The sequence below is a fragment of the Kitasatospora sp. NPDC041917 genome (assembly GCF_055589745.1).
In genome coordinates this window covers 1-22,640 of sequence record NZ_JBVJBI010000072.1, presented here as the reverse complement: position 1 = coordinate 22,640, position 22,640 = coordinate 1, and the positions used below count along the sequence as shown (strand labels likewise).

The window sequence follows — 22,640 nt, the reverse complement described above, 5'->3', positions numbered from 1 at the left end:
TCAGGCGGCCGTCCGCCCAGTCGACTTCGAGCGTGGGGAGCTCGACGCCGCCGAGGGCGAGGACGGTGGCGAGGTCGTCCAGGACGTCGGCGGCCTGCCGGCGCTGCTCGGCGGTCGCGCGGGAGAGGGTGGAGGACATCTCACTTCTCCCCGGGCCGCTTGTGGACCTCGAAGGCGCGCCAGGCGCTGTAGGCGTCCCCGAAGAAGGTGAAGGCGGCGAGTTCGCCGGTGGGCCGGCACAGCCACTCCCCGGTGAGCTCGTTGCGGACCCGGTAGCGGTCGGCCGTGGTGTCGAACCGGACGCCGTAGCCGTGGAGGCGAGGGAGTTGGTCGTGGTGCATGGAAGGGAACCCTCTGCGATCGGAGTTTCACGTTCTGTGCACATGGTGGCGCAAGGTCACCTAGCATCGGAAGCGGCCTGCTACTTGCCGAGGGGCCACAGGGAAGTTGAGAGCTGCCGTGAACAAGAAGAAGATCGACCCCGAGTCGAGCCCGTGGGCGCCCTTCGGAATCCAACTCCGCGCCTTCCGAGAGGCCAAGGACCTCCTCCAGGAGGAGCTGGCCCCGCTCATCGGGTGCTCCCCCTCGCACCTGTCCTACGTCGAACTTGCACACCGACCCCCGAGTCGCAAGCTCGCCGAACTCTCCGACATCGCGCTCGACACGGGCGGCACCATGATGCTGATGTGGTATCAGCTGAAGAACGTCGCAATCCTGGAGGGCTTTCCGGAGTACGCCCGGTACGAGGCGCTCGCGGAGCAGATCAGGATCTTCGAGAACGACGTCATCGCCGGTCTGCTACAGACCAGGGCGTATGCGACCGCGATCCAGCTGGGTGCCGTCAGGCAAGGCATTTCGACCCCGAAACTGGCCGAGGAACGCATCGAGTTCAGGCTCGCCCGCCAGAAGCTCCTGGAGCGGGCCACGCCTCCGCTTGTGCACGTGGTGCTGGACGAGAGCTGCCTGAGGAGGGTCGTCGGGGGGCGAGACGTCATGGTCGAACAGTTGCTCCGGCTTGAGGAGTTGGCCGATCGACCTGAAGTAATCATTCAGGTAGTACCGTTCACCCTCGGCGCGGACCGGTCGCTTACGCACATGGTGCACCTCCTTACCATGCCGACGCGCAAAATTCTTGCTTACGGCGAGATTGAGCAGCGTGGCTACATCGATCGCGATACCAAGTCAGTTGCCGTGCTGGCCAAGGGATACGATCGACTTGCGGTCGAAGCCCTCGGCCGGGCCGAGTCGTTGGCTTTCATCCGTGCAGCAAGGAGGGACCTGGAGTGGACGTCGACCTGACCGATGCCTCCTGGCGGAAGAGTTCATACAGCGGCACAAACGGCGGCGCATGCATCGAGGTCGCCGACGGCTTCGCCGGCGTCATGCCCGTACGCGACTCCAAGGACCCCTCCGGCCCGGCCCTCCTCTTCCCCGCCTCCGCCTGGCAGGCCTTCGTCACCGCCGTCCGCACCGGCGAGTTCGACGCCCGCTGACCGCAGCCACCGGCCCCGCCGCCCCAGCCCAGGGGCGGCGGGGCCGGTGGCTGCGGTCAGAGCCCGAAGTTCCAGTCGACGATCATCTGCAGCAGGTCCTTGCGCTCGTCCACGAAGTCCATCGCGATCACGCCGTAGTGCCCGCGCTGGGAGATGCGCGGCGTCAGGTAGTCCTGGATGGAGGGATTGACGACCTTGGCGATCCTGTACGGGGTCTCCGGAAAGCTGCTGGAGCTGGCGAAGTGGAGGTAGAGCTTGCCGTCGTTCTGGCCGTAGAACGCCGTGTCCAGCCCTTCCCTGACCCGCTGGACCTTGCGGCTGGACCCGTCGCTCCACGCGTCCTGCAGCCAGATCCGGGAGTCGTCCCCCCACCGCAGCGGGTCGTAGCGCCCGTCGCCCCAGGTGAAGTCCGACATGATGGGGACGATCTTGCCCCGCACCTGCCCGAGCGTGGGCAGCCCGCCGGGCAGCGATCCGGCCTTGGGGAGCCAGAACCAGGGCCGGTAGTTGCCCTTCCCGTCCATGCCGTCCATGTAGTAGTTGAAGATCTCGCTGAACCGGTAGTCCTGCCCCTCGGTATACTCCTTCTTGACCCGCATGATGATCGTCTCGCGGGGGTTCGACTTCAGGAAGTCGATGCAAAGGTTCAGCACGTCGCCGAAGTTGATGTTCTGGTAGATCTTGTCGTGGTGGATGGTGAAGACGTCGCCCATCACCCGGCACCGGATGTCGAGGAAGCGCACGCCCGCCTGGAGCTGCTGGGGGATGCGCCACTCCTGGCACTGGGCGAAGCCGAAGGCGCCGCCGTCGTAGAGCGCGCACGTCTCGTGGGTTCCGGGGATCGTCAGCTGCGACAGCTTCACGTTGTCGCCCAGCAACGACATCCACCTGTCGGTGGGGCGGTGGACGAGGCGGTCCGGCGCGGCGACGGCCGACGCGCCCGAGCCGGCGATGCCCAGGGCACCGGTCGTGGCCGCGAGCGCTGCGCCCCTGAGAAGGGTCCTACGGTTGATCGACATGCAAGAAGCCTCCGGACTCGGGGCCCCGATGGTGATCGGGCGTGAACGTTCTCCTTTCCACTCCAACGGACCTCCGCCCGAAGCCGGTTCATCGTCCGCGAACGGCCACCCGCACCGCACCGCCGACCGGCGAGCGGCCCAGGAGCGGGAAGTCGGCCGGGCCGACTTCCCGCGCACGACCGGCGTGCCCACGCATGCCCGGTGGACCGGCCCGCGCCCGGCGCGGCGGGCGGCACGCGGAAAACCCGGTGCGTCCGACGTGACGCCTCGGTAGCCTGCACCGCCATGGCATCGGAACTGGAACGCCCCCCACTCCAGGCGGACGAACGCACCGCGCTCATCGGCTGGTTGGACCTGCAACGGAAGATCCTGCGCTGGAAGTGCGAGGGGCTGGACGACCGGGACGCGCACCGGGCGGTCGTCCCGACCTCGCCGGCCATGACGATGGCCGGCCTCCTGTCGCACATGCGCTGGACCGAACACCTCTGGCTGGAGGTGATGTTCCTCGGCGGCGACCAGAAGCAGAATCCGTCCTTCGACGAGTCCACCGAGGACGCCGACTGGCACACCGACGGCCGCCCCCTCGCCGACCTGCTCGCGGAGTACGAGGCCCAGTGCGCCCGCAGCAACGAGATCGTCGCGGCGGCCTCCCTGGACGACGTCGGCCGCAAGCCCGGCTTCCGCGCCGGCGGCGCCAACCTGCGCTGGATGCTGATCCACCTCGTCGAGGAGACCGGCCGCCACGCGGGGCACGCCGACATCGTCCGCGAACTCCTCGACGGCTCGAAGGGCTACTACTAGCGGTTCCACCGGACGTCACCGCTTCCGCCGGCCGACGGCCCGGGAGCGGGAACCGCGGCCGGCGGGTGCGGGACGCTCCGTCAGGTCCCGTCCCGCGCCGGACCAGCCGTGAAGGGGACCGGGACCGGGCAACTCCGGGTGATCCGGATGCCGATGACGCCCTGCTAGGGTCCGGACCCGTGACGGACAGGGTGCAGAAGCAGTACGAGGCGATGCGCGGGCACTTCCACCGGGCCGCCGGGCAGCGCGGGTTCACGCTCGACCCCGCCCAGGAGCTCCCGGTCGAGCGGCTCAGCCGGCTGGCCGGCGAGCTGGCCCACCCGGCCTGGCGGCTGCGCCGCGGTCCGCGGCACCTCTACCTCTGGGGCCCGGTCGGCCGCGGCAAGAGCTGGCTGGTGGACACCTTCCTCGACGGGCTGGCGACCCCGCGCAAGCGGCGGCTGCACTTCCACGACTTCTTCCGCCGGCTGCACGAGGGCGTCGCCCACCACGCCGGGAGCCGCAGCGCGGACGGCGCGGCGGTGGACCGGGCCGTGGACGAGCTGCTCGGCGACTGCCGGGTCCTGGTCTTCGACGAGTTCCACGCCCACGACGCGGGTGACGCGATGCTGGTGGCCCGTCTGCTGCACACCCTGCTGGACCGGCGGATCACCCTGGTCACCACGTCCAACTACCCGCCCGCCGGGCTGATGCCCGACCCGCTGTACCACCACCTCTTCGAGCCGACGATCAGGCTGATCGAGGAGCGGATGGACGTGGTCGACGTCTGCGGGCAGGTCGACTTCCGGCGCCTGCCCGGGTCGGAGCGCGCCCACGGGTTCGGCCTCGGCGCCCGGCTCCGCCCCGGCGACGAGGCCTCGGCCGGCCTCACGGCGCCCCGGCCCGAGGAGGCGGGTCCGGTGGCCGCCCACCACCGCGAGCTGCCGGCCCGGGCGGTCCGCGAGGACCACGTGTGGTTCGGCTTCCCGGAGCTGTGCGAGGGCCTCACCTCCGTCGCGGACTACCTCGCACTCGCCGACCGCTTCCCCACCGTCGTCCTCGACGGCGTCCCGCCGCTCGCCGAGGCGTCCCCCGACGGCCGCCGGCGCTTCGCCAATCTGGTCGACGTCTGCTGCGACCGCGACGTCCGCCTGGTCCTGATCGGCGCCGACCCGCTCGCCGGCCTCCCCGCCGGCTCCGCCCTCATGCGCGACCTCGACCGCACCGCCAGCCGCCTCGCCCTCCTGCGGCAGCCGGTCCGGGAGGCCGCCGGCTGAGCACCCCACCGGGCCACCGCCCCCGGGCCACCGGCGGAAAGGGCGGTGGCCCACCGGAGCGCCGGAGCCGCCGCCCTAGCTGCGGGTGAAGGTCCCGAGGCCCTCGTGGTCGAGCTGTTCGACCACCACCGTGGAGGCCCGGCCGTCGGCGCCCACGGTGAACGTCACCCCGGACAGGCCGACGGCGTTCTCCCCGCGGGTGCGGAAACTGAACACGTCCCCGGCGTAGTGCTGGAGCGGGAACTGCAGGTCCTCCGGGCCCAGGCTCATCACCAGGGCGCCGCCGTTGCCGGTGGTCACGGTCAGCGGTCCGTAGTGGCCGTTGGCGTAGGTGCCGACGTAGGCCGCGTCGGGCTCGGCGGGGGCGGCGTCGGCCGGGGGCTTGGTGTAGTCGGTGGGTGAGACGCCGCTCAGGAGGGCGGCGGGGACGACCTTGCCGAGGAAGGCGAGCCAGTCGACGGTCTCGTGGCCCTCCTGGGCGAGGTCGAAGAACTCCTCGGCCACCGCCTCGGGCAGGCCGGTGGGCTGGCCGTTGGTCAGCACGACGATGCCCAGCTGCTCGGCGGGCAGCAGGGTGACGACGGTGGCGGCGCCCAGTGCGAAGCCGCCGGAGTGGTTGAGCCGCAGCCGGCCGCGGGTGTCGCGGCCGACGTTCCAGCCCAGGCCGTACTGGCCGGGGTTGCCGGCGGGCGCGGCCGGCGGGTTGGAGAGGCTGTGCGGCAGCCAGGTCTCGCTCAGCGCGGCGGTGTCGACGATCTGCCGGCCCTCGAAGGAGCCGCCCGCGAGCTGCAGCCGCATCCAGCGGGAGAGGTCCTGGACGGTGGAGCTGACGCCGCCGGCCGGGGACTGGGGGTCGGCGTTCTCGGTGGTGCTGACCTGCCAGCCGGTGCCGTCGCTCTTGCGTACGTGCGGCACGGCCTTGTTCGCCGCGCTGTCGTAGGCGGAGCGCAGGGAACTGGTGGAGGTCATGCCGAGCGGCTTGTAGAGGGTGTCGGAGGAGAGGGTCTCCCAGGGTGCGCCCTTGGTCCTGGCGACGGCCACGGCGGCCTCGGTGAGGCCGTAGTTGGTGTAGGCGTAGCTGGCGCGGAACGGGGCGAGGGGCTGGTCGCGCAGGTGCTGGAGGATGTAGTCGCGCTGGTAGCCGAGGTCCTGGAGGAGGTCGTCGGCGTGGTCGGGCAGGCCGCTGCGGTGGGAGAAGAGGTCGGCGATCGTCACGTGGCCGGTGACCCAGGGGTCGGCGAGGGCGAAGCCGGGGTCGTGGGCGGTGACGGGGTCGTCCCAGGCGGCCGACTTCTGGCCGACGGCCGTGGCGACGACGGTGGAGGCGATCGGTTTGGAGACGGAGGCGAGCTGGAAGACGGTGTCGGGGGTGACGGTGTCCGGTTTGCCGAGTTCGCGGACGCCGAAGCCCTTGGCGTGGACGACCTTGTCCTGGTGGACGACGGCCAGGGCCAGGCCCGGCACGCCGGTCCTGCGCAGGGCGTCCTGGACGTAGGCGTCGATCCGGTCGACGGCGGAGGCGACCTGCTGGTCGGTCAGCTGCGGTGAGGGCTGCGGCGGCGCGGTGGGCACGGTGCCGGGGGCGGCCTCGGGGTCGGAGGCTGCGGAGGTGCACCCGGCGAGCAGCAGGCCGGCCAGCAGGGGCGCGGCGATGCGGTGGCCCGGCCCGGCGGCGGTGCGGCGGTGCATGCGGGTCCTCCCTCGTCCGGGCGGCACGGGCCGTGCGCCTCATCGCGTGAGTACGTGAGTATTCGACGGCCCGGCGCGGCCCGGGCGGGCGCCGCGCACCGCCGTGGGCGCATTCACCCGTCCGGCGGCGGGGAGGGGTCGGGGCGACACGCCGGGGCTGCGCCGGGCGGTGCGGAGCGGGAAGTCGGCCGGGCCGACTTCCCGCGCGCGCCTGCTCCCCCGCCCCTGGCCGACGGAGCCGTCCTACTCGACGACCTCGGCCTTCTCGATGACCACGTCCTCCTTGGGGACGTCCTGGTGGCCGCTCCTGGAGCCGGTGGGCACGGTCTTGACGGCGTCCACGACGTTCTGGCCCTCGACGACCTCGCCGAAGACGGCGTAGCCCCAGCCCTGGGCGTTCTTGCCGCTGTGGTCGAGGAAGTCGTTGTCGGCGACGTTGATGAAGAACTGGGCGGTGGCCGAGTGCGGGTCCCCGGTGCGGGCCATCGCGACGGTGTACTTGGTGTTCTTCAGGCCGTTGTCGGCCTCGTTCTGGATGGGGGCGCGGGTCTTCTTCTGCTTCATGCCGGGCTCCATCCCGCCGCCCTGGACCATGAAGCCGTTGATGACCCGGTGGAAGACCGTCCCGTCGTAGAAGCCGTCCCGGACGTACTGGAGGAAGTTCTCCACCGTTTCCGGGGCCTTCTCCGCGTCGAGGCGCAGGACGATGTCGCCGTGGTTGGTGCTCAGTTTGACCTTCGACACGATGACCTCACTGTACGGGTTGCGGCGGCTACGGATTGCTCACGCGCATTGTGACAGGAGGGACGGCCGGGCACCGTCGAGGCGCCTCAGTTGGCGAGGGTGAAGTCGCCGCCGACGGGGGCGGCGAGCTTGTCGATGCCGGTGAGGGCGGTGAGGGTGGGCACCGGGGTGCTGCTGTCGGCGGTGGTGCCGTCGCCGAGCTGGCCGGAGCCGTTGCTGCCCCAGGAGTGCACGGTGCTGGTCCCGGACAGGGCCACGGTGTGCTCCCGGCCGCCGGCCACCAGCCGTACGCCGCTCAGGCCGGGGACGGTGACGGGGGTGACGCGGAAGACGGTGGTGCCGTCGCCGAGCTGGCCGGCGGTGTTCTGGCCCCAGGCCTTGAGGCGGTGGTCGGTGTCGACGACGGCCATGCTGTGGTTGCACCCGGCCGCGATCCGGGTGACCCCGCCGGTCCAGGCCCCGTGGGTGGTGACGGGGGTGTAGCGGTTGATGGTGGTGTTGTCGCCGAGCTGGCCGGTGGCGTTGTAGCCCCAGGCCTTCACGGCGGCGCCGCTGCCGGGCGTGCCGACCAGGACGAGGTTGTGGCTGGCGCCGGCGGCGATCCGGCTGACGCCGGTCAGTCCGACGACCCGCGCCGGGAGGCCGCGGTTGGTCGAAGTCCCGTCGCCGAGCTGGCCGTTGCTGTTGTAGCCCCAGGCCCAGACGGTGCCGTCCTCGCGCAGCGCGAGGCTGTGGTGGAGGCCGGCGGCGATGGCGACGACCTTGTGGAGGCCCTCGACCCGCACCGGGACGCCGCTGTCGGCGCCGGTGCCGTTGCCGAGCTGGCCGTGGTTGTTCTGGCCCCAGGCCAGGACGGTGCCGTCGGCGAGCAGGGCGAGGCTGTGCGCGCCGCCGGCGGCGATGTCGGTGGCGTCGGCGAGATTGACCACCTGGCCGGGCGCGTTGTGGCTGAACACCGTGCCGTCGCCGAGCTGGCCCGAGCCGTTGACGCCCCAGGACTGCACCGTGCGGTCGGCCAGCAGGGCCAGCCCGTGGCCGAGGGTGGCACCGGCCCCGCCGGCGGCGATCTTCACCACGTCGGCGCTGGTCAGCCCGAGCACGGCGGTGGCCGTGGTGCGGAGGTCGGCCCAGGTGCCGTCCCCGAGCTGGCCGGAGCGGTTGTTGCCCCAGGACTTCAGGCGCTTCTCTGCCATGCGACGATGCCTCTTTACTTGTATGACAATAAGTCAAATCGTCGACATGTCAGATCTGTTGACGAGTCCACGATCATGGACCGACGCTACCCACGCGCACGTCACCGGCACGGGAAACGGCGGCGCCGGCCACTCGATCGGGTGATGGCGGCCCTCCGGCGCGGCCGACGGCCGTACGTCCCGCAGCGCATGGCGCGGGACGTACGGCTCAGCGGGTGCGGAAGGCCTGCCGGTAGGCGCCGGGGGTGGTGCCGGTACGGGCACGGAAGCGGCGGCGCAGGTTGACGGCGGAGGTCAGCCCGACGCGGGCGGCGATCGCGTCGACGGGCAGGTCGGTGTCCTCCAGCAGGACGCGGGCCGCGGCCAGCCGGCGGGCGAGCAGCCAGGCGCCCGGGCTGGTGCCGAGGTGGTCGGCGAAGCGCCGGGCCAGGGTGCGGGGCGAGACGCCGAGGCGGGCGGCCAGGGCCTCGACCGACAGGGGCGTGCCCAGGCGCTCGTCGGCCCAGGCGAGCAGGCCGTCCAGCGCCTGCCCCGACGACACCGGCACCGGCACCGGCGGTGACGGCGGCGGAGGTGACGACGCCGGCGCGTACGGCGTGCGGTCGTCGTCGGGGTGCGGCGCCATCGCCATGTGCCGGGCCAGCGCGGCGGCGTGGGCGGCGCCGTGGTCGCGCCGGACCAGGTGCAGGCACAGGTCGAGGCCGGCGCCGGCGCCCGCGCTGGTGGCGACGTCGCCGTGGTCCACGTAGCGCCGGTGCGGCTCGACCCGGATCCGGGGGTACGCGCGGCGCAGCTGGTCGGCGCGGGCCCGGTGGGTGGTGGCGGTGCGGCCGTCGAGCAGTCCGGTGCGGGCCAGGGCGAACACTCCGGAGCAGATGGCGGCCAGCCGGGCCCCGCGGGCGTGCGCCCGCAGCAGGGCGCGGCGCACGGGGTCGGCGAGGGGTTCGTCCACGGGCAGCCAGCCGGGGACGATCACGGTGTCGGCGGTGTCGAGCGCGTCGAGGCCGTGCGGCACGGACATGGTGTAGCCGCCGGTGGTGGGCACCGGGCCGGGGACCTGCGTGCAGGTGGCGAAGGTGTAGTGCTGCGGCAGGCCGGGTCTCGGTGTGCCGAAGACCTCGGCGGCGCAGCCGAGTTCGAAGGTCGACTGGACGGGCCGGACCAGGGCCACCACGCGGTGCATGGCAGGAAAGTACCCCAGGGTGTCGCGGTGGGGCCTGTCCGGGCCGGCCGGGGCGCGGCACCGTTGCGGGCATGTACCCGGAGATCCTTGCCCAGCAGGGCTACACGTCCGTGTCCGTCGACGAGTCCCCGGTCCGCGAGCTGTTCCCCGGTGTCCGGCTGCGGGCCCTGTGGCGGGGGCCGGACGGCGCGCACGCCCATGTGCTGGAGATGGCGGCGGGCTCCCGCTGGCCGCACCGTGACGTCCACGAGCCGGGGCCGGAGGAGGTGTTCGTGGTGGCGGGCGTCTTCAACGACGGGGCGCGGGACTACCCGGCCGGTACGTTCCTGCACGCTCCGGCGGGGTCGTGGCACGTGCCGTCGACGGCCGTCGGCTGCACGCTGTTCGTGTTCTACCCGCAGGGGTAGGGCCGCGGGGAGCGGGAGCGGGAGCGGGAGCGGGAGCGGGAGCGGGAGGCCGCCGGGGCCGCCGGGGCCGGGCTTCCCGCCCCGCTCCGGGCCGGTCAGGAGCCGGGGTTCAGCGAGGCGTTGACGTCCTTGAGGAACTCGGCGACGGGGCGGCCGAGCAGGTCGGAGCTGTCGAGGGAGACGCCGTAGCGGTTCTCCAGGTCGGCGAGGACGCCCAGCACGCCCAGGGAGTCGACGCCGAGGTCGAGGAACATGCGGCCGGGGTCGGCGAGTTCCTCGGCGGTGACCTGGACGCCGGCGCGGGTCCTGACCAGGGTGGCCAGTTCCTCGTAGGTGATCTCCGTGGCCATCGGGCCCTCCGGGGGTGCGTGGGTGGCAGGGCCGACGGCGGTCGGGTCGTTCGACGGGTGGCCCTGTGGGCGCAGTTGTACGTGGTCGCCAGGCGCCCGGTCCAGCTCGTTCACTCGTACGTGTGAGGCCTTCACGGGGATGGTCGGGACGGCCCGCCGGGCCGGGCGGGCTCAGGTCCGGGCGCCCGTGGCCCGGCGGGCTCAGGCCGCGCCGAAGTGCCGTTTGGTGTCGGCGATCAGCGTCCGCTGGAAGGCCGCCCCGGGCATGTCGGTCAGTGCCGCGGGGCGGCGCAGCAGTGGGGCCGGCTCGTAGGCGAAGGTCCAGGTGAAGCGGGTGCCGCCGCCCGGGAGGGGTTCGAGGAGGTAGTCCTCGCCGAAGCGCCGGTACAGCGGCAGGGAGGCCTCGGTGACGCGGAACGCGTGCCGCGTGCCCTCCTCCCAGAGCGTGAACTCCTCGCGCAGCCGCAGCGTCCCGAGCGCGGTGATCTCCCGGGTGGTGCCGACGCCGTGCGGGGCCGGTGAGATGTAGCGGCCGCCGGCCAGGCCCCGGCACCAGGACAGCGGTGCCGGGCCGGCGAGCCCCGCCCACACGCTCCGCGGTGCCACCGGCAGGTCCATCACGTGGCGGTGGCGGTGCGGGGCGGTGTCGAAGAAGGAGGCGTCGAAGCGCTCCAGTGCGAACCAGGGCATCGGGGCCTCCTCGTGGCGGGTCGGGGGATGCGCCCGAGCGTACCGGGCGGGAAAACCGGGCGCCCCGTCAGGTCGGGCGCCCCGTCGGGCCGGACCGGGCCGTCGGGCCTGGCCGGGCCGTCGGGCCGGGGGCCGTCAGGCGATGCGGTGGGCCAGGCCCGGGTAGTCGGCGACCAGGCCGTCCGCGTCCAGCAGCAGGTCCGCCCGGTAGTCGCCGGAGGCGTAGCGGACGGTGGCGCGGCCGTCCTGGTGGCGGCGCAGGTGGGTGTAGGTCTGGCGGGAGGGCACGACGACCAGCTCGGGCACGCGGATCCAGGCCATCAGGAAGTGGTGTTCGCCCGGGCCGCGGTGGAGGGCGTGGCGCAGGACGGGCGGGGTGTTGGTGAGCGGGGACAGGCCGAGGTCGCAGTCGAGGGCGCCGTCGAGGTCGGGGCGCGGGGTGCCGTCGACGGTCCAGTGGCCGGTGGTCTCGTCGCGGCGCAGGTCGAGGGTGCGGACGGCGTCCGGGGTGCGGGCGGTGACGTGCATGCGGCGGGTGGTGAAGCCGTCGCCGGTGTCGAGTTCGTAGTCGAGCCAGTACGGGGCCGGTTCGGCGGCGGCGACGCGGCCGCGGGCGGTCAGGGCGGTGGGGCGCAGGTCGATCCAGGAGGTTTCCAGGCCGGCGGTCTCGGTGACCCGCCAGGTGGGTGCGGCGGTGCGGGCGGCGGCGCTGTCGGCCTGGTCGGTGCGGTCGGTGCGGCTGTTCATTCGTGCACGGTACTGCCGGGTGCCGACAGCGGCCCCGACGGGCCGTCAACGCGGGCGGATCCTTCGTACGGGTGAGGGTGGGGGCGGGGAGTGCCTCGTGCGGGGCGTGATGGGGCGCGCGGCGGCGGTGGGCGCCGTCCCGGGCTCTCCATAATCGCGTGGGTGATCACATCCTGTGACGAAGCGGTGGCCCGGTTGCGGGCCGTGCCCGGGCTGTCGTGCTGTGCCCGCCCCCTGTTCGTGCTGCCGCTGCTGCGCACCGGCTGCCTGTCCGCCGTGCTGAGCGTGGAGGGCGCGGACGCGGGCTGGGAGGGCGAGTTCGGGGCGCTCTTCCATGCGCTGGAGCCGGCCAGCGGGGTGCGCGACCACACCTCGCTGGGTGCCGGTGTCCACGAGGTGCTGCGCCGGATCGCCCGCACCGGCGCCAGCGCCGGGGCCTGGCGGGGCCGGGAGCTGGCGCTGCTGCCCTACACCGCGATGAAACCCGAGTGGCGCTCGGCACTCGACGTGCTCGGCGCCCGCCTGGCGGAGCCGCCGCGGCTGGCCCTGCCGGTGCTGGGCGACAAGCGGGCCCAGCGCGCCTGGCTGCGGTCGGTGGGGGCGGTGACGCCGTCCGACGCGGTGGTCCCGGCGCTCGACCACCGGGAGCTGCGCCGGCGCTTCGGCGACCGCTACGTGGTGCAGACGCCGACGGGTTCCAGCGGCAAGGGCACCCACCTGGTCACCGACGAGGCGCAGCTGCAGCCGATCCGCCGGGCCGGCGGCGGGCCCTGGCTGGTGAGCGGCTACGTCGAGGGCGTCGCGGTCAACCTGCACGTCCTGGTCTCGGCGGACAGCACGGTGCGGGTGCTGCGCCCGTCCGTCCAGCTGACCCGCGTCGAAGGCATCGGCGCGCCCTTCGGCGCCTACTCCGGCTGCGACTTCGCGGCCCCGGCCCTGCTGTCGCCGCTCGCCCTGGCCCGGGCCGGCACCGCGGCGCGGCGCGTCGGCGAGGCGCTGGCCGCGCTCGGCTACCGGGGCCTGTTCGGCGCCGACTTCGTCCTGGACGACGAGCGCCCGCTGCTGCTGGAGCTCAACTGCCGCATGCAGGGCTCGACCTGGCTGCTGGGCGAGCTCGAACTGGCCGAGCACGCGCTGCCGTCCGCGCTGCGCCACGTCCTGGAGCTCTACGGGCACGCCACCGGCGGCGAGCCGCGCACGGACGCGGCGGGCGCCGTGCAGCTGGTGGTGCGGCACACCGGCGCCCCGGTGCGGGTGGCGGCGGCGCCCGGCGGCGGTCTGCACCGGCTCAAGGACGGGCGGCTGCGGTACTGCGGCGCCGGGTTCGGTCTGCTGGAGTGCGGGCCCGACGACTGCGTGCTGTTGCAACTGCCCTCCCCCGGGACGGTGTTGCTCCCCGGGGTGCCGCTCGCCCGGGTCGTGGCCCGGCACCCGCTGACCACCCCGGACGGCACCGCGCTCACCGCGCCCGGACGGCGGCTGGTGGACGCCCTGCGCGCGGGCTTCGTCCTCGAACCCCTCGACGAACCCGCGGGAACCGCCGTCCCCTGCGCGTCGCGGTGAGGAGACCCGTGCCGAGGACACCCGTGCCGCTGTACGTCCGCGCCGCGGTGCCCGCCGACCTGCCCCGGCTGGCCGCGCTGCGGGCGGAGGCGGCCGCCTGGATCGCGCTGGAGCACGGCTCGGCCCAGTGGTCGGCCCCGTACGACCCCGAGCGCGGCCTGACGCTGATCGCCCGGGGCGCGACGGTGGTCGCCGCGCTGGCGCCGCAGGGCGAGGCCGTCGCCACCGTGACGCTGCGCCCCACCGGCAGCCCCCGCCTGTGGAGCGGCGAGGAACTCGCCCGCCCGGCCCGCTACGTGAGCTCCTTCACGGTGGACCGCCGGTACGCCGGGCGCGGCATCGGCGCCCGTCTGGGCGACTGGGCCGCCTGGCGGGCCGCGCGGGCGGGCGCCGGACTGCTGCGGGCGAACGTGTGGAGCGACAACGCCGCCCTGCACGCCTACTACCGTGCGCAGGGCTGGCGTTGGGTGCGCACGGTGGCCCACAGCCGCAGCGGCGCCCTGTTCGAACGCGCCACGAGCGCGGTGGCGCCGCCGCGGGTCCACGAGGCGGACCGCGTGCGGGCGTGAGCCGTGCCCGCCCGTGCCCCGGCCGGGCCGGCCCGCGACGACGCGCCGACCGCCACGCCCTCTCGACGCGGACCGCCGCGGGCGAGCATCCTCGTGTCCCGGTGCGCGGCGTGCGGCCGCGCACCGTCCCCGCGTCGAGTGGAGGAACCCCCGTGGACCCCGTGGAGCGTCTCGTACTGGACCCGACCGGCCGCGCCCGCGATGCCGAGAGCGCCGAGCTGTGCGCGCGCGGAGCGGCCACGCCCGTCGACATCCTGGGCGTGCGGGCCTGGTCGGTGTCCGACCCGGTGCTGCTGGAGGAGCTGACCAAGGACCCGCGCGTCTCCAAGGACGGCGCGCAGCACTGGCCGGACTTCGCCGAGGTGGTGCGGACCTGGCCGCTGGCGATCTGGGTGAGCGCGCACAACATGTTCAACGCGCACGGCGCCGACCACCGGCGGCTGCGCCGGCTGGTGGGCGGCGCCTTCACCGCCCGCCAGGTCGCCACCATGACCGCCCGCGTCGAGGAGCTGACCGACGCCCTGCTGGACGGCCTGGCCGCCTGCGCCCCCGGCGAGGTGGTGGACCTGCGCGAGCGCCTGGCCTACCCGCTGCCGATCCAGGTCATCTCCCGGCTGCTGGGCCTGCCCGACAGCATCACGGACACGTTCCGGGGCATGGTCGACAAGGTCTTCTCCACCACCCTGTCCGCCGAGGAGTCGGCGGCCACCGTGACCGCGTTCCTGGCCCTGCTGGAGGAGCTGATCGCCGCCAAGCGCCGCGAACCGGGCGAGGACCTGACCTCGGCGCTGATCGCCGCCCGCGACCACGAGAGCGACGGCGACTCCCGCGCGCTGAGCGAGGAGGAACTGCGCGACACCGTGCTGCTGATCGTCTCGGCCGGCTACGAGACCACCGTCAACCTGATCGACAACGGCATCACCGACCTGCTCACCCACCCCGGGCAGCTCGCCCTGGTGCGCGCGGGCAAGGCCGGCTGGGACGACGTCGTCGAGGAGGCGCTGCGCCGCAACGCGCCGGTCGCGCACCTGCCGATGCGCTACGCGGTGGAGGACATCGAGCTGCCCGGCGGGGTGACGGTGCGCCGGGGCGAGGCGATCCTCGCCGCCTACGCGGCCGCCGGGCGCCACCCGGTGCGCTACGGCGACAGCGGCGCCGACTTCGACGTCACCCGGCCGGTCAAGGACCACCTCGCCTTCGGGCACGGCGTGCACTTCTGCCTCGGCGCGCCGCTGGCCCGCCTGGAGGGGCGCACCGCGCTGAGCCGGCTGTTCGAGCGCTTCCCCGACCTCGCCCTCGTCCCGGACGCGCGGCTGGAGCCGGTCGACTCGCTGATCTCCAACGGGCACCGGGCGCTGCCGGTGCTGCTCGGCCCGCAGGCGCCGAAGGCGTCCTGACGCTCCGGCGCCAGCGTCGGCCACCCCGGCGCCCCCGCCCGTCGGCCCGCCACGCGCCACGCGTCCGGTGCCGCCCTTGCGACGTCGCCCGGGTGGCGCAGCGGGGCGGGCCGGTACGGGCGGGTCGTGTTAGCAATGGCCGGAGGGGGCGGGGGGTGTCCACGCGGACGCACGCGAAGCACTGGAGACCGGAGACCGTCGTGTCGCACCACCTCAGCGGACCGAACCTGCGCTCACCGGAGGGTGACGCGCGCCTGGATCTGACCGACCTGTTCGCCTTCGCCTCGCCGGAGCCGGGCCGGACGGTGCTGGTCATGAACGTGAACCCGGTCGCGCCCAGTGGCGGGCAGGCCTTCCATCCGGAGGCGGTGTACCGGATCGACATCGACACCGACGGCGACCAGCGGGCCGACATCGCGTACAGCTTCACCTTCTCCGAGCCGGTGGGCGGGGCGCAGAGCATGACGGTGCGGCGTACCACCGGTGAGGGGGCGCGCGGGCACGAGGCGACCGGTGAGGTGCTGGTGTCGCGGGCGCCGGTGAGTTTCACGGGCACCCCGGCGGTGGTGGAGGCGGGGTCGTACCGGGTGAGTGCGGGGCTGCGCAGCGACCCGTTCTTCGCGGACCTGGACGGGATCGTGAAGGACTTCCAGTGGACGGGGGTGGACTGGGGCGCGGACAAGAACGTCTTCGGGATCGTGCTGGAGGCGCCGGACGCGGCGTTCGGCGAGGCGCCGGAGATCGGGGTGTGGGCGCGGGTGAGCGTGCGCAAGGACGGTCGGCTGGTGTCGGTGGACCGGGGTGCGCATCCGTCGCTGACGGCGTACTTCAACGAGGAGGACGTGAAGGACGCGTACAACGCCGGGGAGCCGGTGGACGACTGGGTGACCTACCGCGATCCGTGGACGGCGAAGCTGCAGCACTTCGGCGGGTACACCACGGACGCGGCGCACGCGCAGCTGCGGATCGTGCTGCCGGACGTCCTGCGCTACGACCGGGCCCGCCCGGCCGTCTACCCGAACGGGCGCTCGCTGACCGACGACGTGACCTCGGCGCGGCTGACGATGCTCACCGACGGCAAGGTGTCCGGTGACCACATCGGGCCGCACTCCGATCTGCTGCCGGCCTTCCCGTACCTGGGTCACCCGCACTGACCTTCGGGGCCCGCCCCGCGGAGCGCGCCGCCCGGTGGAGGGTTCCGCCCGGTGGAGGGTTCCGCCCGGTGGAGGGTTCCGCCCGGTGGAGGGTTCCGCCCGGTGGAGGGTTCCGGCTCGCGGGGCAAGCAGGCGCGCCCCTGTCAGATGTCAGGGACCGCTGCGGGCGCCGGATTCCTAGGCTGACGGGCACCGGACGGACGGGTCGTCCGTCCTCGTACCAGCCAAGGGAGAACCACTCATGCGCAGGATCACCCACGCCGTCGCCGCCCTGGCCATGGCCGCCGCCGCGCTGACCACGATGGGGGCCGGCAGTGCCGGCGCCGCGGCCGGCGACTGGGCGGGCTGCCCGTCCGGGGCGGTCTGCGTCTACCCGCAGGACCAGGACCCGGCCGTCAGCCCCAGTGCCGTCTACCGGAGCTACGGCGCGCACAACCTGAGCGGCCAGTACGGCAACCACTGGGTGCTCAACAACCAGACCGGCGGCGCGCACGCCCACCTGTGCCGTGCCTCGGGCGGCGGTGACTGCGTCTACGACATCGCGGCGCAGCGCGGCGTGTACGACGACCTGGGTCCGATCAACTCGATCACGCTCGACCGTCCCTGACGTTCCGTCAGGTCAGAGCCGCGGGGTGCCCGCCGTCCGAGGGGAGCGGCGGGCATTCCGCTTTCCCGCGCCTCGGACGCGCCGCCCGTCCGAGGCGTGTTCACGAAGATAACGAATGGTGGTGGATTCCGGGGAGTCTGGTTTTACTTATTGACGTCATGTACGCGCCCAGGTTTAACTCCCCCCACCCCGCCGCGAAGCCGCGGCGATCCCAGGGAGAGGTATCCGATGAACGCCGTACTGCGTCGCGCCCTCGTCTCCACCATGGGCCTCGCGCTGACCCTGTCCATGACCGCCGCGTGCGGGAAGGCCGGCGGCGCCAAGAACGAGGCATCCGCCGCCGGCAACCCCGACGCCATCGGCCTGCTGCTGCCCGAGAACGCCTCCTCCGTGCGCTACGAGTCCTTCGACCGGCCGTTCATCGAGGCCAAGGTCAAGTCCCTGTGCGCGCAGTGCAAGGTGCTGTACAACAACGCCGAGGGCAGCGCCGCCAAGCAGAAGCAGCAGTTCGACACCCTGCTCACCCAGGGCGTCAAGGTGATCATCCTCGACCCGTACGACGCCGACTCCACCCAGAGCTGGGTCGAGGAGGCCGCCGCCAAGGGCGTCAAGGTCCTCGCCTACGACCGCCTGGCCAGCGGCCCGGTCGCCGCGTACACCTCCTTCGACAACGAGAAGGTCGGCGAACTCCAGGGCCGGGCCCTGCTGGACGCGCTCGGCCCGCAGGCCGCCGAGGCCAACATCGTCATGATCGACGGCGACGAGGCCGACCCGAACTCCGCGCAGTTCAAGTCCGGCGCGCACAAGGCCCTCGACGGGAAGATCAAGAAGGTCGTCTACGAGCAGTCCGGGCAGTGGAACGCCGCCGTCGCCGCGCAGAAGATCTCCGCCGCCGTCACCGAGTTCGGCAAGAACGGCTTCCAGGGCGTCTACTCCGCCAACGACGGCATGGCCGCCGCCATCATCACCCAGCTCAAGGGCGCCGGCATCAACATCCCCGTCGGCGGCCAGGACGCCAGCCTGGACGCCATCCAGCGCGTCGTGAACGGCGACCAGGCCTACACCATCTACAAGGCCTACCGCCCGATCACCGACACCGCCGCCGAACTGGCCGTCGCCCTGCTGCGGGGCAAGGACGTCAAGAGCATCGCCCCCGACAGTGTCGACAGCGCCACCGCCAAGAACATCCCGTCCAAGCTGCTGGACGCCAAGGTCGTCACCAAGGACACCATCGCCACCACCGTGGTGGCCGACGGCATCTACAAGGTCTCCGACATCTGCACCGCCGACTACGCCGCCGCGTGCGCCGCCGCCGGCCTCAAGTAGGCCTCCTCCAGCAGGACCCCCTCCAGCAGGACCCCTTCAGCAGGCCCCTCTCCAGCAGGCCTCGGCTATCACACCAAGTAGCCGCTCCCCCAAGGTGGTTGTTCCCGTGACAGGCGCACCCGTCCTGCAGCTGCGCTCGGTCTCCAAGCGCTTCGGTGCCGTCCAGGCCCTCACCGACGTCGACCTCACCGTCCACGCCGGCGAGGTGCTCGCCCTCGTCGGCGACAACGGCGCCGGCAAGTCCACCCTCGTCAAGACCATCGCCGGCGTCCACCCCGTGGACGAGGGCACCCTCGCCTGGCACGGCGAGCCGGCGCGCCTGGCCCGCCCCCAGGACGCCACCGCCCTCGGCATCGCGACCGTCTACCAGGACCTCGCGCTGTGCGACAACCTCGACGTCATCGCCAACCTCTTCCTCGGCCACGAGAAACGCCGCCGCGGCCTGCTCGACGAGGTCGCCATGGAACAGCACGCCCGCCGGCTGCTGGACACCCTCTCCATCCGCATCCCCGACGTGCGCACCCCCGTCGCCGCCCTGTCCGGCGGGCAGCGCCAGGTGGTGGCCATCGCCCGCGCCCTGGTCGGCGAGCCGGCCCTGGTCGTCCTGGACGAGCCCACCGCGGCCCTCGGCGTCGAACAGACCGCCCAGGTCCTCGACCTGGTGGAGCGGCTGCGCGGGCAGGGCCTGGCGGTCGTGCTGGTCAGCCACAACATGGCCGACGTACGGGCGGTGGCCGACACCGTCGCCGTCCTGCGCCTGGGCCGCAACAACGGCGTCTTCCCGGTGGCCGGCACCACCCAGGAACAGATCGTCGCCGCGATCACCGGCGCCACCGACAACGCCCACGCCCGCCGGGCCCGCCGCACCGGGCACACCGAGGAGGCCGAGGCCCTGTGAGCACCCCCGAAGCACCCGCCCCCGCCCCCGCGGCCACGCCGGACCCCAGGCTGCAGCAGACCGAACCGGGCTGGGCCGGCCAACTGCGCGCCGCCCGCCGGCGCCTGGCCTCCGGCGAGCTCGGCTCGCTGCCGGTCGTCGTCGGCCTGGTCGTCATCGCCGTCGTCTTCCAGTCCGTCACCCACCACTTCCTGCAGGCCGACAACCTCACCAACATCACCCGCTTCATCGCCGGGCCCGGCCTGATCGCGGTCGGCGTCGTCTTCGTGCTGATCCTCGGCGAGATCGACCTCTCCCTCGGCTCGGTCGCCGGCGCCGGCGCCGCCATCGCGGCGGTGCTGACGGTGCGCCAGGGCTGGAGCGAGTGGGTGGCGATCCTCGCCGCCCTCGGCGCGGCCTGCGTCATGGGGCTGCTGCACGGCCTGTTCTTCGCCCGCGTCGGCGTGCCCGCCTTCGTCGTCACCCTCGCCGGGATGCTCGCCTGGAGCGGCCTGCAGGAGTACGTGCTCGGCGACGGCGGCACCGTCAACAACCGCCACGGCGGCGTCGTCGCCGGCCTGGACAGCACCTTCCTCGGCGACGGCGACATCGCCTACGCCTGGGCCCTGGCCGTCCTCGCCCCCGTCCTCTACCTGGCCGCCCGCCTGAACACCGCCCGCCGGCGCCGCGCCGCCGGCCTCACCGCACCCCCCGCCGCCGACAGCGCCGTGCGCGCCGCCGCCCTCGCCGTCCTCACCCTCGCCACCGCCTACACCCTCAACCAGGACCGCGGCCTGCCGCTGTCCCTGGTCGTCCTGCTCGGCGCCGTCCTCGCCACCGACTTCGTGCTGCGCCGCACCCGCTACGGCCGCCAGGTCTTCGCGGTGGGCGGCGGCGTCGAGGCCGCCCGGCGCGCGGGCGTCAACGTCGCCCGGGTACGGATCTCCGTCTTCGTGCTCTCCGCGTTCCTGGCGGGCCTGGGCGGCCTGTTCTACGCCTCCCAGCAGGGCTCCGCCGACAAGCAACTGGGCAGCGGCAACGTCCTGATGAGCGCCATCGCCGCGGCCGTCATCGGCGGCACCAGCCTCTTCGGCGGGCGCGGCAAGACCTGGTCCGCCCTGCTGGGCATCCTCGTCATCCAGTCCATCACCACCGGCCTCGACATGGTCCACGCCGCCCAGGCCATCCAGTACATGATCACCGGCGCGGTGCTGCTGGCCGCCGTCGTCCTCGACTCCCTCACCCGCCGCACCCGCACCACCGGCCGCCGGTAGGGAAGTTCGAATGGCCCGGCGCCCCGCGATGCGGCGGGGCGCCGGGCCCTTTCGCGGCCCGCCTCCCACTCCGGAGCTTGCCTCCCGCTCCGGCCGAGGCCCGTGACCGACACGGCCCGGAGCCGCACCGCCCGCTGGGCGGACATCGAAGTGACCGCCGGTGACGAGGAATTGGACGGGCCGAGGAGCTGGACGGGGCCGAGGCGGAGCCCACCGAGCCCGTCCTGCGGTCCGTCGTGCTGAGCCGCAGCCGGTCGGCCTCGCACGTACCGGGCGGCACGCCCGTCGTCCTCGCCGACGTCGATCTCTTCGGCCACCCGGCGATCGAGGTGCTGGAGGCCCTGGGCGACGATCTGCCCGCGGAACTCTCGATCGAGCCGCAGGACCGGCACGGCTACCTGACGGCCGTCACCCTGCGAGCCACCCCCGCCACCCCCGCCGGCAGGCCGTCGGACCCGGGCCGCGGCGGAAGCCGCCGAGGCCGAACGCGCCCTCGGCGGCTACCAGTACCTGTGGACCACGGAACGCGACCGGTGGCAGCTCCACGAGAGCGGCGGCGGCCATGTGGTCCAGCGCCGGGACGCGCCGTGGACGCACCTGCTGATCCGCAACGACACCTTGGCGCGGCGGATCACTGCCGAGATGCTCGCAGCCGGCGTGAACGTCGTTCCGGAGCGGTTCTGAGCCCTCCCCGGCCCCTGTCACGGTGCCCGGCCGAGCCGTCGACCGAGCCGTCGACCGGGCCCGTGACGGAGAGCCCGGTGGACGGCCGTCACCGCGGTTGCCAGGTTCCGAGCGCCCGGGCGAGTCGCCTGCCCTGCGCGGGTGTGATGCCGTGGGCGAGCTGCCGGGCGAACCGCGGGCTTCCCGGGACGTCGCACCGCAGGATCCCGGCGACAGTGCGCTCCCGCCCTGCCCGGGGCCGGCCCCATCGCCGGCCCTGCGGTGCGCTCCAGCGCGCGGGTGCCCAGCGCAGGTGCCGCAGGACGAAGGCGGCAAGGTGCGCCGCGCCCTCCGGTGGTGTCCCGACCGCGGCCAGCGCCGCCCGCACCACCTCCGCGGCGTCCGGCGGCAGTTGCGCGTCGCCGAGGGTCGGCAGCAGGAGCAGCAGCCGCACCGACGGGTCGTGCACACCGGGCGCGGCGTGGTCGGGCGTGTTGGCGACGTGGATCAGCTCCCGCCAGGACAGGCCCGGTCCCTGCTGGTGTTCCGGCTCCGGGAGGCGGGTGTCGACGGCGGCGAGACGGCCCCGCACCCGGCCCCAGTCGGGGTGGACGACCAGGTACTCCGTTCCCCGGTCCGTGGGGAGGTCGCAGCTGTACATGTGCACCGCGTGCCCGCCGCCGAAGGGCAGGCGCGCCTCCAGCCCCTCCAGCATCGCCGCCTCCCACGCGGCGTCGGCCTCGGCGGCACCGGTACCGAACCACCCGGCGACCAGCTCGCGCTCGGTGTCGGCCACCGCGCAATGCCGCGTCAGGTAGGCGGCCCACCACTGCGGCCGGGCCGCTGTCCGCCCGCCATGTCCGTCGTCCAGCACCGGGTCAGGCTCTCACACCCTGCCGCGCAGGACCGGCGCCCCGACGGCCGGGTCACCTTGTGCACCCCCGCGGAGCCGCACCCTTCCTCCACGCCCTCACACGCAACAGGGCCGGCATCGGACAAGTCGGCGTCCCTGCCCACCTCGCGGACCCAGCAGGACCGTTCCCCGGTCGGCCGTCGTCAGCTCGCCGCCGGGGGCGGCGTGTGCGGCTGCGCGCCGGGTGATGGCGTCTCCCCCCCCGGTACTCCACCTCGAAGATCGGCGCGGACATGATGGTGCTCTCCTGCTGGCACACCTTCGAACTGCCGGCCTCGGTGGTCCGCCCGTTCAACACCTACGGCCCGCGCCAGTCGGCCCACGCCGCGATCCCCACCATCCTGGCCCAACTCCAATCCGGTGCACGGGAGATCAGGCTCGGCTCGACGACTCCCACCCGCGACTTCACCTACGGGACCGACACCGCGGAGGGCTTCCTGGCAGCCCGTGCCGACCGCGCGCTCGGCGGGACCGTCAACCTCGGCACCGGCGGCGAGGTGTCGATCGACGGCCTGGCCGAGGCCCTGATCGTCGCCTCCGGCCGGGACGCCGAGCACCTGCACCTGCTCGCGCCGGACCGCCACCAGGTCTGACACCGGCACCCGAGGCGGGGGCGGGGGGGGGGGGGGGGGGGGGGCCCCCCCCCCCCCCCCCCCCGTCCCCCCCCCCCCCCCCCCCCCCCCCCCCCCCCCCTCCCCCCCACCCCCCCACCCGATTCGTCCATC

General features: G+C 73.7%; 23 protein-coding genes and 1 pseudogene. 14 read left to right on the top strand and 10 right to left on the bottom strand.

All coding sequences use genetic code 11. The features are described from left to right. Window positions 1-140: 140 nt before the first annotated feature. Window positions 141-341: a hypothetical protein gene (locus ACZ6EM_RS39400; RefSeq protein WP_452180055.1), complete on the bottom strand. Its 201-nt coding sequence runs from the start codon at window positions 339-341 to the stop codon at window positions 141-143. 118 nt (window positions 342-459) lie between these two features. On the opposite strand from ACZ6EM_RS39400, the gene ACZ6EM_RS39395 reads away from it, so the two are divergent. Both ACZ6EM_RS39395 and ACZ6EM_RS39390 read left to right on the top strand, forming a co-directional pair. Continuing rightward, complete coding sequence (locus ACZ6EM_RS39395; protein ID WP_452180056.1) at window positions 460-1,299, top strand: helix-turn-helix domain-containing protein; 840 nt, start codon at window positions 460-462, stop codon at window positions 1,297-1,299. Beyond that, complete coding sequence (locus ACZ6EM_RS39390) at window positions 1,284-1,493, top strand: DUF397 domain-containing protein (RefSeq protein WP_452180057.1); 210 nt, start codon at window positions 1,284-1,286, stop codon at window positions 1,491-1,493. Before ACZ6EM_RS39395 ends, ACZ6EM_RS39390 begins: the two co-directional genes overlap by 16 nt. A gap of 56 nt (window positions 1,494-1,549) precedes the next feature. Here the strand turns inward: ACZ6EM_RS39390 and ACZ6EM_RS39385 are convergent, their stop codons facing one another. Further along, entirely contained in the window at window positions 1,550-2,512 is a 963-nt protein-coding gene (locus ACZ6EM_RS39385; protein ID WP_465774586.1) for a phosphatidylinositol-specific phospholipase C, read from the bottom strand. Between the two features lie 285 nt (window positions 2,513-2,797). On the opposite strand from ACZ6EM_RS39385, the gene ACZ6EM_RS39380 reads away from it, so the two are divergent. Both ACZ6EM_RS39380 and zapE read left to right on the top strand, forming a co-directional pair. Then, on the top strand, window positions 2,798-3,313 hold the full coding sequence (locus tag ACZ6EM_RS39380; protein ID WP_401044135.1) for a DinB family protein: 516 nt from the start codon (window positions 2,798-2,800) through the stop codon (window positions 3,311-3,313). A gap of 179 nt (window positions 3,314-3,492) precedes the next feature. Beyond that, window positions 3,493-4,569, top strand: a complete 1,077-nt coding sequence (zapE, locus tag ACZ6EM_RS39375; protein WP_465774585.1) for a cell division protein ZapE — start codon at window positions 3,493-3,495, stop codon at window positions 4,567-4,569. Window positions 4,570-4,644: 75 nt separating this feature from the next. Here the strand turns inward: zapE and ACZ6EM_RS39370 are convergent, their stop codons facing one another. The 4 genes from ACZ6EM_RS39370 to ACZ6EM_RS39355 form a co-directional block, all read right to left on the bottom strand. Beyond that, window positions 4,645-6,258 carry a serine hydrolase gene (locus tag ACZ6EM_RS39370; protein ID WP_465774584.1) on the bottom strand — a complete coding sequence of 538 codons (1,614 nt, stop codon included), beginning with the start codon at window positions 6,256-6,258 and terminating at the stop codon, window positions 4,645-4,647. Between the two features lie 243 nt (window positions 6,259-6,501). Continuing rightward, on the bottom strand, window positions 6,502-7,002 hold the full coding sequence (locus ACZ6EM_RS39365; protein WP_401044146.1) for a peptidylprolyl isomerase: 501 nt from the start codon (window positions 7,000-7,002) through the stop codon (window positions 6,502-6,504). Window positions 7,003-7,088: 86 nt separating this feature from the next. Continuing rightward, window positions 7,089-8,195 carry an RCC1 domain-containing protein gene (locus tag ACZ6EM_RS39360; protein ID WP_401044148.1) on the bottom strand — a complete coding sequence of 369 codons (1,107 nt, stop codon included), beginning with the start codon at window positions 8,193-8,195 and terminating at the stop codon, window positions 7,089-7,091. 208 nt (window positions 8,196-8,403) lie between these two features. Then, window positions 8,404-9,378, bottom strand: coding sequence for a helix-turn-helix domain-containing protein (locus tag ACZ6EM_RS39355; protein WP_401044151.1), 975 nt, complete (start codon window positions 9,376-9,378; stop codon window positions 8,404-8,406). Window positions 9,379-9,449: 71 nt separating this feature from the next. Here ACZ6EM_RS39355 and ACZ6EM_RS39350 point away from each other — a divergent pair, with 71 nt between their 5' ends. Then, the gene (locus ACZ6EM_RS39350) at window positions 9,450-9,785 is read left to right on the top strand and encodes a cupin domain-containing protein (RefSeq protein WP_359912995.1); all 336 of its coding nucleotides are present in this window, start codon (window positions 9,450-9,452) and stop codon (window positions 9,783-9,785) included. Window positions 9,786-9,880: 95 nt separating this feature from the next. Here the strand turns inward: ACZ6EM_RS39350 and ACZ6EM_RS39345 are convergent, their stop codons facing one another. From ACZ6EM_RS39345 to ACZ6EM_RS39335, 3 genes are all read right to left on the bottom strand, one after another. Beyond that, window positions 9,881-10,135, bottom strand: coding sequence for an acyl carrier protein (locus tag ACZ6EM_RS39345; protein WP_359912992.1), 255 nt, complete (start codon window positions 10,133-10,135; stop codon window positions 9,881-9,883). Window positions 10,136-10,336: 201 nt separating this feature from the next. Continuing rightward, complete coding sequence (locus ACZ6EM_RS39340) at window positions 10,337-10,825, bottom strand: SRPBCC family protein (RefSeq protein WP_465774583.1); 489 nt, start codon at window positions 10,823-10,825, stop codon at window positions 10,337-10,339. 135 nt (window positions 10,826-10,960) lie between these two features. After that, on the bottom strand, window positions 10,961-11,572 hold the full coding sequence (locus ACZ6EM_RS39335; protein ID WP_465774582.1) for a putative glycolipid-binding domain-containing protein: 612 nt from the start codon (window positions 11,570-11,572) through the stop codon (window positions 10,961-10,963). Window positions 11,573-11,734: 162 nt separating this feature from the next. Between ACZ6EM_RS39335 and ACZ6EM_RS39330 the strand changes: the two genes are divergently transcribed. From ACZ6EM_RS39330 to ACZ6EM_RS39295, 8 genes are all read left to right on the top strand, one after another. After that, a complete protein-coding gene (locus ACZ6EM_RS39330) occupies window positions 11,735-13,135 on the top strand; it encodes an ATP-grasp domain-containing protein (protein ID WP_465774581.1) in 1,401 nt (466 codons plus the stop codon). A gap of 8 nt (window positions 13,136-13,143) precedes the next feature. After that, window positions 13,144-13,704: a GNAT family N-acetyltransferase gene (locus tag ACZ6EM_RS39325; protein ID WP_401044160.1), complete on the top strand. Its 561-nt coding sequence runs from the start codon at window positions 13,144-13,146 to the stop codon at window positions 13,702-13,704. A 152-nt stretch (window positions 13,705-13,856) separates the two neighbouring features. Continuing rightward, window positions 13,857-15,101, top strand: a complete 1,245-nt coding sequence (locus ACZ6EM_RS39320) for a cytochrome P450 family protein (RefSeq protein ID WP_401044163.1) — start codon at window positions 13,857-13,859, stop codon at window positions 15,099-15,101. 200 nt (window positions 15,102-15,301) lie between these two features. Then, window positions 15,302-16,255, top strand: a complete 954-nt coding sequence (locus tag ACZ6EM_RS39315) for a DUF4331 family protein (RefSeq protein ID WP_465774580.1) — start codon at window positions 15,302-15,304, stop codon at window positions 16,253-16,255. A 241-nt stretch (window positions 16,256-16,496) separates the two neighbouring features. Beyond that, complete coding sequence (locus ACZ6EM_RS39310) at window positions 16,497-16,862, top strand: hypothetical protein (RefSeq protein WP_401044167.1); 366 nt, start codon at window positions 16,497-16,499, stop codon at window positions 16,860-16,862. Between the two features lie 228 nt (window positions 16,863-17,090). Continuing rightward, complete coding sequence (locus tag ACZ6EM_RS39305; protein WP_359912969.1) at window positions 17,091-18,188, top strand: sugar ABC transporter substrate-binding protein; 1,098 nt, start codon at window positions 17,091-17,093, stop codon at window positions 18,186-18,188. Window positions 18,189-18,294: 106 nt separating this feature from the next. Beyond that, the gene (locus ACZ6EM_RS39300) at window positions 18,295-19,086 is read left to right on the top strand and encodes an ATP-binding cassette domain-containing protein (protein WP_401053644.1); all 792 of its coding nucleotides are present in this window, start codon (window positions 18,295-18,297) and stop codon (window positions 19,084-19,086) included. Then, window positions 19,083-20,339 (top strand): sugar ABC transporter permease, encoded by a 1,257-nt coding sequence (locus ACZ6EM_RS39295; RefSeq protein ID WP_465774579.1) that lies wholly within the window; start codon window positions 19,083-19,085, stop codon window positions 20,337-20,339. The genes ACZ6EM_RS39300 and ACZ6EM_RS39295 overlap by 4 nt, the downstream gene beginning before the upstream one ends. Before the next feature lie 772 nt (window positions 20,340-21,111). Here ACZ6EM_RS39295 and ACZ6EM_RS39290 read toward each other — a convergent pair. Then, window positions 21,112-21,876 (bottom strand): hypothetical protein, encoded by a 765-nt coding sequence (locus ACZ6EM_RS39290; protein WP_465774578.1) that lies wholly within the window; start codon window positions 21,874-21,876, stop codon window positions 21,112-21,114. 245 nt (window positions 21,877-22,121) lie between these two features. Between ACZ6EM_RS39290 and ACZ6EM_RS39285 the strand changes: the two are divergent. Further along, window positions 22,122-22,469: pseudogene (locus tag ACZ6EM_RS39285) on the top strand (NAD-dependent epimerase/dehydratase family protein); the annotation flags it as partial. Window positions 22,470-22,640 lie beyond the last annotated feature (171 nt).